The sequence below is a fragment of the Mycobacterium sp. TH-M106 genome (assembly GCF_057473765.1).
This window is the reverse complement of record NZ_JBYCLE010000562.1, coordinates 1-11,452: the sequence shown is the minus strand read 5'-3', so window position 1 is coordinate 11,452 and position 11,452 is coordinate 1. Positions and strand designations below refer to the sequence as shown.

At 65.9% G+C, this 11,452-nt stretch carries 11 protein-coding genes; 8 read left to right on the top strand and 3 right to left on the bottom strand.

Annotation, left to right across the window (positions count from 1 at the left end; all coding sequences use genetic code 11):
• Positions 1–1,409, top strand: a 1,409-nt coding sequence (locus tag AC2VOP_RS19315; RefSeq protein ID WP_486962464.1) for a 3'-5' exonuclease, incomplete at its 5' end; no start/stop codon positions are given.
• A gap of 95 nt (positions 1,410–1,504) precedes the next feature.
• Here AC2VOP_RS19315 and AC2VOP_RS19310 read toward each other — a convergent pair.
• Complete coding sequence (locus AC2VOP_RS19310; RefSeq protein WP_486962463.1) at positions 1,505–2,575, bottom strand: M23 family metallopeptidase; 1,071 nt, start codon at positions 2,573–2,575, stop codon at positions 1,505–1,507.
• 269 nt (positions 2,576–2,844) lie between these two features.
• Here AC2VOP_RS19310 and sucC point away from each other — a divergent pair, with 269 nt between their 5' ends.
• Together sucC and sucD are read left to right on the top strand one after the other, a co-directional pair.
• Entirely contained in the window at positions 2,845–4,029 is a 1,185-nt protein-coding gene (gene sucC, locus AC2VOP_RS19305; RefSeq protein ID WP_486962462.1) for an ADP-forming succinate--CoA ligase subunit beta, read from the top strand.
• 4 nt (positions 4,030–4,033) lie between these two features.
• Positions 4,034–4,948 carry a succinate--CoA ligase subunit alpha gene (gene sucD, locus AC2VOP_RS19300; protein WP_486962461.1) on the top strand — a complete coding sequence of 305 codons (915 nt, stop codon included), beginning with the start codon at positions 4,034–4,036 and terminating at the stop codon, positions 4,946–4,948.
• An 84-nt stretch (positions 4,949–5,032) separates the two neighbouring features.
• On the opposite strand, the gene AC2VOP_RS19295 is transcribed toward sucD, so the two are convergent.
• Positions 5,033–5,881, bottom strand: a complete 849-nt coding sequence (locus tag AC2VOP_RS19295; protein ID WP_486962460.1) for an LLM class F420-dependent oxidoreductase — start codon at positions 5,879–5,881, stop codon at positions 5,033–5,035.
• A 138-nt stretch (positions 5,882–6,019) separates the two neighbouring features.
• On the opposite strand from AC2VOP_RS19295, the gene AC2VOP_RS19290 reads away from it, so the two are divergent.
• From AC2VOP_RS19290 to purH, 4 genes are all read left to right on the top strand, one after another.
• Positions 6,020–6,880, top strand: a complete 861-nt coding sequence (locus tag AC2VOP_RS19290; protein WP_486962459.1) for a DUF5336 domain-containing protein — start codon at positions 6,020–6,022, stop codon at positions 6,878–6,880.
• 39 nt (positions 6,881–6,919) lie between these two features.
• On the top strand, positions 6,920–8,245 hold the full coding sequence (locus tag AC2VOP_RS19285; protein ID WP_486962466.1) for a cell division protein PerM: 1,326 nt from the start codon (positions 6,920–6,922) through the stop codon (positions 8,243–8,245).
• Between the two features lie 72 nt (positions 8,246–8,317).
• Positions 8,318–8,947, top strand: a complete 630-nt coding sequence (gene purN, locus AC2VOP_RS19280; RefSeq protein WP_486962458.1) for a phosphoribosylglycinamide formyltransferase — start codon at positions 8,318–8,320, stop codon at positions 8,945–8,947.
• Positions 8,944–10,512, top strand: a complete 1,569-nt coding sequence (purH, locus tag AC2VOP_RS19275; protein ID WP_486962457.1) for a bifunctional phosphoribosylaminoimidazolecarboxamide formyltransferase/IMP cyclohydrolase — start codon at positions 8,944–8,946, stop codon at positions 10,510–10,512. Before purN ends, purH begins: the two co-directional genes overlap by 4 nt.
• A gap of 20 nt (positions 10,513–10,532) precedes the next feature.
• Here the strand turns inward: purH and AC2VOP_RS19270 are convergent, their stop codons facing one another.
• A complete protein-coding gene (locus AC2VOP_RS19270) occupies positions 10,533–11,189 on the bottom strand; it encodes a TetR/AcrR family transcriptional regulator (protein ID WP_486962465.1) in 657 nt (218 codons plus the stop codon).
• A 67-nt stretch (positions 11,190–11,256) separates the two neighbouring features.
• Here AC2VOP_RS19270 and AC2VOP_RS19265 point away from each other — a divergent pair.
• Positions 11,257–11,452: FAD-dependent oxidoreductase (locus AC2VOP_RS19265; protein WP_486962456.1), on the top strand; the 196-nt coding region annotated here is incomplete at its 3' end.

Below are 11,452 nucleotides of genomic sequence, written 5' to 3'. Positions count from 1 at the left end.
TGTCGGCGGCCAACGCGGTGATCGCCTGCAACTCCGGGCGCCGGGAGAAACGGTTGTGGACCGACGCCGGCGACGGGGAGCTGATCGTCGGTTACGTAGCCGACAACGAGCACGACGAGGCCCGGTTCGTCGCGGAGGAGATCGACGCGCTGGCCGACCGCGATGAGCTCAGCTACAACGACGTCGCGGTGTTCTACCGGACCAACAACGCGTCGCGAGCACTAGAAGAGGTGTTCATCCGAACCGGAATCCCGTACAAAGTCGTTGGCGGCGTGCGGTTTTATGAGCGCAAGGAGATCCGCGACATCATCGCCTACATGCGGGTGCTGGACAACCCCGGCGATACGGTGAGCCTGCGGCGGATCCTCAACACTCCGCGGCGCGGCATCGGGGACCGCGCCGAGGCGTGTGTGGCACTCTACGCCGAGAACGCCCGCATCGGTTTCGCTGAGGCGCTGGCCGCCGCGGCCGGCGGCAATGTTGCGACGGTCAATACCCGTTCCCAGAAGGCGATTGCGGCATTCATCGAGCTGCTCGATGACCTGCGGGGCCACCTGGACTCCTCCGACGAAGACCTCGGCGGCCTGGTCGAAATGGTACTGGACCGGACCGGCTACCGGGGTGAACTGGAGTCCTCCACCGATCCTCAGGATCTGGCCCGGCTGGACAACGTCAACGAACTCGTCAGCGTTGCACATGAATTCAGCATCGACCGAGTCAACCTGCTTGCTGAGCAGAACGTTGAGCAGAATCCAGCCATCGAACTGGACGTGGGGGATGCCGGGATGCTGGCAGCGTTCCTGGAACGGGTTTCGCTGATCGCCGACACTGACGAGATTCCCGAGCACGGTGACGGTGTGGTCACGCTGATGACGCTGCACATGGCGAAAGGACTGGAGTTCCCAGTGGTGTTCGTGACGGGTTGGGAGGACGGCATGTTTCCGCACATGAGATCGCTGGGTAGCGTACGGGAGCTGTCCGAGGAACGTCGGCTGGCTTACGTCGGCATCACCCGGGCGCGCCGGCGGCTCTACGTGAGCAGGGCCACGGTGCGTTCCTCGTGGGGCCGACCCATGCAGAACCCGGAATCCCGCTTTCTGCGGGAGATCCCGCAGCACCTCGTCGATTGGCGGCGCTCCGACATCACTGATACCACCACATCGTTGAGTGCGCCGGTCAACGGCGTCGGTCGATTCGGTGCGCCGCGCCCGTCGCCCACCCGTTCGGCGGCCGGCAAACGGCCACTATTGGTTCTGCAGCCCGGCGACCGGGTATCCCACGACAAATACGGGCTGGGTCGGGTCGAGGAGGTAGCTGGGGTGGGCGAATCCGCGACGTCGCTGATCGACTTCGGCAGTTCCGGGAGGGTCAAGCTGATGCACAACCACGCCCCACTCACCAAGCTCTGAGTGGTCGGGCCGCCGGAAGCCTGCGCTGTGTCCGGAAGCAACGCCAAAACTCCTTAACCGCCAGCCGGCAATCACCTCGGTAGCTACCGAGGTGGCTATCCCCCCGGGTTGATCCCGCGGTTGGCCAGCCAGGAGGCCGGGTCGATGCGGTTGGTGCCGCCCTGCAGCACTTCGAAGTGCAGATGGGAGCCGGTGGAGTAGCCCCGATTGCCCATGGTGGCAATCTGGTCACCAGCCATCACCCGCTCACCGACGCTGACCGTGGTGCTGTTGACGTGGCCATACAGCGTTACCGTTCCGTCGGAGTGCCGCAGCTTGACCAGCATGCCGTAGCCGGCGCTCGGGCCCGCCTCGATGACGACTCCGTCAGATGCCGCCACAATCGGGGTGCCGATCGAGTTGGCGATGTCGATGCCGCCGTGCAACACGCCCCACCGGTAGCCGAAGCCCGAGGTGAACATGCCGCGCGTCGGCATCACGAACAGTGGCTGCTGCAGCCGGGCTTCCCGGTCGGCGCGCTCTTGAGCGAACGCCACACCCTTAGCCAGCTCCTCGTTGTGCACGACAATGTTCGCCATCGCCTTGACGGTGACCATCTGCATGCCTCGGCTGGCGGGGCCAGCAGGGCTGGCGGAGCTGGCGGTAGCTTCACTTCCGCCGCCCAACGGAGAATCGGCAGCGACTAGCACCGTCTGCGTCGGGGCGGTGCCGGGCGACTGGGTCGCGGCGTGTGCTGCTGCGGCGGCCGCGCCGGCCGCCATGCTGACGATCAACACGCGGCCCTTGACGGCATTGGCCGGCTCTCTGCGGTGTTTCGCCCGGCGCCCGGGCATACCGGACGGTCTTGTCGTGGACCGGCGATCGTCGTGCGTAGCGGAGTGGGCGCGGGGATGCGCCGGCCGCAGCGGGGCCAGGCCGGCCAGGGTGGCCAGGCTGGTCAGGTTGTCGGTGTCATCCGGACTATCCACGTCGGATGCACCCGGCAACGGCGCGTCGCCCTCGAATGGGGTGTCATCGCTCAGGTCCAGGTCATCCCAGTCGTCCAGGTCATCGAAGTTGCCGAATTCATCGAACGGGATGATGTCGGTGACCTCATTGAGGTGCGGAGATGACCGGTCGGCGCGCCCACGCAAGGCAGAAACCGGGGACAAACCGCGCTTGATCAACCTGGAAATCTCCCTGGTCGTGATCAGAACGTTATCTGGACCCCGAAACGGTATCCACTTCCTCACGAAGGAGGCAACCTATCGGGAAAATCAGGCCCAGAATGTGAGGTGTATCACAATTCGGGCGCGGTGAGATATGCCACAGGAATGGTATGCGGTGCCGGAACGCCGCAGCGGTGTCGATACAGTTTCCCGGAAAGCTTGGAATTATCAAGTCCGCGAACCGGTCACCGCCGACACGGCGCCGACCCAGTTTAGACAGTGAGCCCATGGACCTTTTCGAGTACCAGGCGAAGGAGTTGTTCGCCAAGCACAGTGTGCCCACCAGCCCGGGCCGGGTGACCGAATCACCCGCGGGCGCTCAGGCGATCGCCACGGAGATCGGTCGACCGGTGATGGTGAAGGCCCAGGTCAAGACCGGCGGCCGAGGCAAGGCCGGGGGCGTCAAGTACGCCGCCACACCGGAGGCTGCCTACACCCACGCGCAGCACATTCTCGGCTTGGACATCAAGGGCCACGTCGTGAAAAAGCTGCTGGTGTCCGAAGCCAGCGACATCGCCGCGGAGTACTACCTCTCCTTTTTGCTCGACCGGGCCAACCGCACCTACCTGGCTATGTGCTCGGTCGAGGGGGGCGTGGAAATTGAGGAGGTGGCCGCGACCAAACCGGACCGCCTCGCCAAGGTGCCCGTCGATCCTGTCACCGGCGTCGACCTCGTCTTCGCGCGTTCGATCGCCGAACAGGGACATCTGCCCACCGAGGTGTTGGATGCCGCGGCTGTCACCATCACCAAGCTGTGGGAGGTGTTCGTCGAAGAAGACGCCACCCTGGTCGAGGTCAACCCGCTGGTGCGCACCCCCGACGACCAGATTCTGGCCCTGGACGCCAAGATCACCCTGGACAACAACGCCGCCTTCCGCCAGCCCGGCCATGCCGCCTTCGAAGACCGCGACGCCACCGACCCACTGGAGCTGAAGGCCAAAGAACACCACCTGAACTACGTCAAGCTGGACGGACAGGTCGGCATCATTGGCAACGGCGCCGGCCTGGTGATGTCCACGCTGGATGTCACCGCCTACGCCGGGGAGAAATACGGCGGGGTCAAGCCGGCCAACTTCCTTGACATCGGCGGCGGCGCATCAGCGGAGGTGATGGCTGCCGGGCTGGACGTCATCCTGGGCGACAAGCAGGTCAAGAGTGTGTTCGTCAACGTGTTCGGCGGCATCACCGCCTGCGATGCGGTGGCCACCGGGATCGTTCAGGCGTTGCAGATGCTCGGCGACACCGCGACCAAGCCGCTGGTGGTCCGGCTCGACGGCAACAACGTCGAGGAGGGCCGGCGGATCCTCGCCGAAGCCGACCATCCGCTGGTGACGCTGATGCACACCATGGACGAGGCCGCTGACAAAGCCGCCGAGCTGGCCATGCTGGTCGGGGCCGGAAAGGACGGGTAAGGCGATGTCGATCTTCGTCAACAAGGACTCCCGAGTCATCGTCCAGGGCATCACCGGCAGCGAAGCCACCATCCACACCGCCCGCATGCTGCGGGCGGGCACCCAGATCGTCGGCGGCGTCAACGCCCGCAAGGCTGGCACCACTGTCACACATGAAGACAAGGGCGGCAGGCTCATCAAACTGCCGGTGTTCGGCGGCGTCGCCGAGGCCATGGCAGAGACCGGCGCCGACACGTCGGCCGTCTTCGTGCCACCGAAGTTCGCCAAGGATGCCATCGTCGAGGCGATCGACGCTGGGATCAGCCTGCTGGTGGTGATCACGGAAGGTATTCCGGTGCAGGACAGCGCCTACGCGTGGGCCTACAACCTGAGAAAAGGGGGGGTCAACGGCAACAAGACCCGGCTCGTCGGCCCTAACTGCCCGGGCATCATTACCCCCGGCGAGTCCCTGGTCGGCATCACTCCGGCCAACATCACCGGTCCCGGGCCCATCGGGCTGGTGTCGAAGTCCGGCACCCTGACCTATCAGATGATGTACGAGCTGCGCGATCTCGGCTTCTCCACGGCGATCGGAATCGGCGGCGATCCGATTATCGGCACCACCCACATCGACGCCATCGAGGCATTCGAGAAGGACCCGGCTACCCAGGTCATCGTGATGATTGGTGAGATCGGCGGTGACGCCGAGGAACGTGCCGCCGAGTTCATCCGGGCGAACGTGTCCAAGCCGGTGGTCGGCTACGTGGCCGGATTCACCGCGCCGGAGGGAAAGACGATGGGGCACGCCGGTGCGATCGTGTCCGGGTCGTCAGGCACCGCCGCTGCCAAGAAAGACGCGTTGGAGGCCGCGGGCGTTCAAGTCGGCAAGACCCCGTCGGAGACCGCCGCGCTGGCCCGCCGGACCCTGCAGAGCCGGTAGCTGTGCTGCCGAGCAGACGCAAAAGCACCTATTTCCACGGCTCTTCCGGGGGTTTTTGTGTCTGCTCGCGATAAGGGCTCGCGGTCAAACGCAAGCCGCGAGTTTACCGGCTAACCGTTCCACGTAGCCGGCGACCTCGTCCGCGCAACGGTCCGGCAGTCCGAACAGCACCTCGGTCACCCCTAGTTCGGCCCAGCGCGCCAGCTTGTCGGGGATCGGCTTGAAATCCAGCGCCACCACCTGGGGTGTCCCGTCGCGGCCGGCGGCCGCCCAGGTGTCCTGCAGCAGCTTGACCGGCCCGTCGATGTCGATGTCGCGTGGCGTAGTGATCCAGCCGTCGGCACTGCGAGCGATCCAGTTGAAGTTCTTCTCGGTGCCGGCCGCACCGAGAAGCACCGGTATGCGCGACTGCACCGGCTTGGGCCAGGCCCAGCTGGGACCGAAGCTGACGAATTCCCCTTCGTAGGCGGCTTCGTCGCTGGTCCACAACGCCCGCATCGCCTCGAGGTACTCGCGCAGCATGGTGCGCCGACGCCCCGTCGCCACACCGTGATCAGCGAGTTCATCGGTGTTCCAGCCGAATCCGACGCCGAGGCTCACCCGCCCACCGGACAGATAATCGAGTGTGGCGATGGACTTCGCCAGGGCGATCGGATCGTGCTCGACCGGCAGCGCCACCGCGGTCGCCAGCCGGACCCGCAATGTGACCGCAGACGCCGCCCCCAGGCTGACCCACGGATCCAGGGTGCGCAGATAACGGTCGTCGGGCAGCGACGCGTCCCCGGTCGTCGGGTGCGCGGCCTGGCGTTTCACCGGGATATGGGTGTGTTCGGGCACGTAGAACGTGCGGAAGCCATGGTCGTCGGCGAGCTTGGCGGCCGCTGGCGGAGCGATACCGCGATCACTGGTGAACAGCACGAGCCCGTAGTCCATGTCGGTGATTAGAACGTGTGTCAGTGCGCCAGGCAACCGGGGGCCAGGTGCGACCACACCGATCAGGGCGTGCGCTAGCGTGGATGGTCGAACCGCGCCGCCACACCCGAACAGCACCGGACCAAAACAGGAGACGCTATGAGCTACCCGCCCGGTAGTCCCGGATATCAATCTGCGCAGCCGCCAGGTCCCTACGGAGCCTCGAATCCGTCATTCGCCAAGCCCGCTGACAGTGTCAGCAGGTTGCCGCAGTACCTGCAGGCAGCGGTGGCGGTGCTGGGGCTGGCCACCTATCTGGCGAGCTTCGGACAGATGTTGACGCTCAGTGACGGCGGGATCGTCGGGTTGACCGGCAACGCCGGGCCCGCCGTGCTGTTCGCCGTACTGGCCGCGCTGCTGGCCGTGGTCGGCTTGCTGCCCAAAGCGAGGAACTACACGGCCATCGTCGCGGTGCTCGCAGTGCTAGCAGCGCTGTTGGCGATAAAACGGATTATCTCCGCGGGAGACAACGGCTATTCGGTCGGGTGGGCGCTGTGGCTGGTGCTGGCTTTCATCATCATGCAGGCCGTCGCGGCTGCCAGCGGGCTGCTGCTGGACGCCGGTGTTGTCACCGCCCCCGTCGCGAGGCCGAAATACGACCCGTATGCGCAGTACGGGCTGCCGCCGGGTGGTGGGTATTACGGCCAGCCGGGCCCACCAACCGGGCCCCAGCCCCCGCAGCAGTCCGCCTACCCGTCATACGGCGGCTATCCATCCGGCGGATTCGGAGCGCCGTCGGCACCGTCGACCGGTGGATTCGGCGCCGGGCCTCAGCACACCCAGCAGCAGGGTTCGCCCACCCCGCCGACCGGTTTCCCCAGCTTCAGCCCACCGCCCGCCGGTGGCTCCGCGACCGGCAGTCAAGAGTCGCAGGGTAGCCACGGTCCGCAACCAGGCGGCGAGGGCCTCGAAGGTTCCCCGACCTCGTCTTCTGCCCCGTCAGAGCCGACGCAGCCCTAACTGGGCGCTCATGTGCCACGTTGACCGCGTGCACGAAGCCTGACACCGGTGACGGACAGTCGAGGGTCGAGCGCAGGTACGGCACGCGACTTGGTGCGGGTAGCGTTCGGCCCGGCCGTGGTGGCGTTGGTGACCATCGCTGCGGTGACCTTGCTGCAGTTGCTGATCGCCAACAGCGACATGACTGGGGGACTGGGCGCGATTGCCAGCATATGGCTGGGCGTCCATCAGGTGCCGATCTCGATCGGCGGCCGGGAACTAGGGGTGCTGCCATTGCTTCCGGCGCTGTTGATGGTGGCCGGAACTGCACGTACCACCGCTCAGGCCACCGCCAGCAGCGCCTCCTGGTTCGTCATCCGTTGGATCATGGCGTCGGCAGTGGGCGGACCGCTACTGTTCGCGGCCATCGCGTTGGCGGTCATCCATGATGCGGCGTCGGTGATCACCGAGTTGCAGACGCCCAGCGCGTTAGGGGCCTTTGCGCACGTTCTGGTGGTTCACGCCATCGGCGCGACGATCGGTGTGGGTTCGCGGGTGGGCCGACGGGTGCTATCGGCACCGCCTCTGCCGGACTGGCTGGCCGACTCGCTACGTGCCGCTGCCGCCGGCGTTTTGGCACTGGTCGGGTTGTCCGGGCTGGTGACAGCTGGATCTCTGGTGCTGCACTGGGCGACCATGCACGAGCTCTACGGGATCACCGACTCGTTATTCGGCCAGTTCAGCCTTACCTTGATATCAATGCTGTATGTGCCCAACGTGATCGTCGGCACCACGGCGATGGCGGTGGGATCGAGTGCGCATCTCGGATTCGCGATGTTCAGCTCGTTCACGGTCCTCGGCGGCGACATCCCGGCGCTGCCGATCCTGGCCGCGGCGCCCACCCCACCGTTGGGGCCGGTGTGGGTGGCGCTGCTGATCATCGCTGCGTCGTCTGGCGTGGCGGTCGGGCAGCAGTGTGCGCGACACCCATTGCCCCTGGTCCCGGCGATGGAGAAGCTGCTCGTCGCGGCGATGACCGCGGCACTGACGATGGCATTGCTCGCCTACGCAGGCGGTGGCCGCCTGGGTAACTTTGGCGACGTCGGGGTGGACCAGTCCACCTTTGGAATTGCGGTCTTTGGATGGTTTGCGGTCGTCGGTGCGGTAACGGTTGCGATGACCGGCGGCATCAGCCCTCGGCCCGCAGCCCCGCCGGCGGTCGAGGGTGAGGCCGAGCACGTTCGGGAACCCGTCGAGCCGGCTGAACCGGGTGGACCGGCCGAGCCGACCGAGGACGCCGAAGATGAGATGTTCACCGACGACGACGCTGTATTCGGTACCGGCGGCGACGGCTCCCCGCCGTCCGACGATGACCGACCGGACTAATGCGTGTCGAGACCGCGCCGGCTCCTCAGCGTGCCGTTCCGGCGCGCATCGTCGCCGGACTACGCTCGTGGCGTGGTCCGACCGATCCGTGTGCCCCCGAGCGCACCGGCCCGGCTGGTGGTGTTGGCCTCGGGCACTGGGTCACTGCTCGAGTCGCTGCTTGACGCCGCCGTGGGTGACTACCCGGCTCGGGTGATAGCGGTCGGCACAGACCGCGACTGCCGGGCCACCCAGATTGCCGGCACCGCCGCGCTGCCGGCATTCACCGTCCGGCCGGCCGATTATCCCGACCGGAAGGCCTGGGATGCCGCTATCACCGAGGCCACCGCCATACACTCCCCGGACCTGGTGGTTTCCGCCGGCTTTATGAGGCTTCTTGGGCCGCAGTTTCTCTCTCAGTTCCTCGGGAGAGTTGTCAACACCCACCCTTCGCTGCTGCCGGCCTTCCCAGGGGCACATGCGGTGTCGGATGCACTCTCCTATGGGGTGAAGGTCACCGGCTGCACCGTGCACCTGGTCGATGCCGGCACTGACACCGGACCGATCCTGGTCCAGGAACCGGTAGCGGTGCTCGACAGCGATGACGAAGGCGTCCTGCATGAACGCATCAAGGTAGTGGAGCGCAAGCTCCTGGTGGATGTGCTGGCCGAGCTGGTGACCGGCGGCGTGACCTGGACCGGACGAAAGGCGACGATAGGATGAGCGGCGAGACCAGAAGGCCGATACACCGGGCGTTGGTCAGCGTCTACGACAAAACCGGGCTGCTTGATCTGGCCAGTGGCCTGAACGCGGCGGGCATCGAGATCGTCTCGACCGGATCTACCGCGAAAGTCATTGCTGCAGCAGGCGTTCCGGTGACGTCGGTGGAGCAGCTGACCGGCTTTCCGGAAGTGCTTGACGGTAGAGTGAAGACGCTGCATCCGCGGGTACATGCCGGTATTCTCGCCGATCTGCGCAAGCCGGAACATGGCGCGGCACTCGCCGAACTCGGGATCACACCTTTCGAACTCGTGGTGGTCAACCTGTATCCGTTCAGTGAAACCGTGGATTCCGGTGCGGCTGTCGATGAGTGCGTCGAGCAGATAGACATCGGTGGTCCGTCGATGGTCAGAGCCGCGGCGAAGAACCATCCCAGTGTCGCGGTGGTGGTCGATCCGCTTGGGTACGAAGGTGTGCTCGCTGCGGTGGCCGCCGGTGGGTTCACGCTTTCCCAACGGGAGCACTTGGCGGCACTGGCTTTTCGGCACACCGCTGAGTACGACGTCGCGGTCGCGAACTGGATGTCGTCGACGCTGACGCCAGAAGAGGCGTGCCCAGACCTACCGGAGTGGATGGGACGGGCCTATCACCGGACGTCCCAGCTGCGTTACGGCGAGAACCCGCACCAACAAGCGGCGCTGTACAACGACCCAAGCGCGTTTCCCGGTCTGGCGCAAGCCAACCAGCTACACGGAAAAGACATGTCGTACAACAACTTCACTGATGCCGACGCGGCGTGGCGGGCTGCCTTCGACCACCAGCAAATCTGTGTGGCGATCATCAAACACGCCAATCCGTGTGGAATCGCCGTTTCAGCGGTCTCGGTAGCCGATGCACATCGCAAGGCGCACGAGTGTGATCCGCATAGCGCATACGGTGGGGTGATCGCGGCCAACACCGAGGTGAGCGTCGAGATGGCGGAGTGTGTGAGCACCATCTTCACCGAAGTTATCGTGGCGCCCTCCTACGCTCCGGGTGCTGTCGACGTGCTGGCGCGCAAGAAGAACATCCGCGTGCTGGTGGCGCCCGAGCCGCGGCGCGGCGGCGTAGAGCTGCGTCCGCTCAGCGGCGGGCTGCTGGTTCAGCAACGCGACGCGTTGGATGCGCCCGGCGACAACCCAGCGAACTGGACTCTCGCAAGCGGCTCGCCGGCGGATCCGGCGATGTTGGCGGACCTGGCGTTCGCCTGGCGGGCCTGTCGTGCGGTCAAGTCGAACGCGATCGTGGTCGCCGCGAACGGCGCCACCGTCGGTATCGGTATGGGACAGGTCAATCGGGTGGACGCGGCCCGGTTGGCGGTCGAGCGCGGGGGCACCCGGGTGCGCGGCGCGGCAGCGGCCTCGGATGCGTTCTTCCCGTTTCCGGACGGGTTGCAGACGCTGACAGCAGCGGGAGTGGCTGCGATTGTGCATCCCGGCGGGTCGATCCGCGACGAAGAGGTGACTGCGGCCGCTGCGGAGGCCGGGGTGACGCTGTACCTCACCGGCGCTCGGCATTTCGCGCACTAGCAGCGGCTTTCAGCCGCGCTTTAGTGAGGTTGGGCGGCCTCGCCGTAGATGCTGGTGACCCAGATATGGGTCAGGGTGTCGACCACTCGGTCATGCTCCACCGCCGGGTGCTCACCGGCCAGCGTCGTCATCATCGTGCGTTCGTTCATATGGTTCAGCGACGTCGCGAGGTCCCGGGCGGGGATGGTGTCCGGTGCCGCGCCGCGATCCCGTTCGGCGGTGATAAGGATCGCGGTCTGCTCGATCCACTTAGCCATGTAGCCCTGCCAGATAGCTCGAAACTCCGGACTCGCCGCGATCGCCTGCGCGCCGGCGCGGGCGATCGCGCGATGCGAGTCGAATGCGGTGAAGAACGCCTTGATGCCGCTGCGCCACACCCGGCGTGGGTCGGCGGGCAGCCGCTGTACCGCCCCGTCGAACTCGGCGTCCGCCCGTGCGATCATCGGCTCCAGCAGCGACAACAGCACCGCGTCCTTGGACTTGAAATAGAAGTAGAACGTTGGCCGGGAGATGCCGGCTCCCCTGGCCAGATCGTCCACCGAGATGTCGGCCAGCGACCGCTGTGCCAGCAGCCGTTCGGCGGTAGCCAGGATTGCCAGTTCTCGGTCGTCTCCGGATGGGCGTGCCGATCGTCGTCCGCGCGCGTGCGTCTGAATCGGGCTGGCCACGACGGCCAGCTTACACGGTGTAGATAATTTCGACACTGCGTTGACTTAGTCGACACACTGTTGATAACGTGGCGTCATGAGTGAGCATCTTGACGTTGTGATCGTCGGCGCCGGCATCTCCGGAATCAGCGCCGCCTGGCATCTGCAGGATCGCTGTCCGACCAAGAGCTATGCGGTTCTGGAGCGCCGCGACGACTTGGGCGGCACCTGGGACCTGTTCCGCTACCCCGGGATTCGCTCGGACTCCGACATGTTCACCCTGGGGTTCCGGT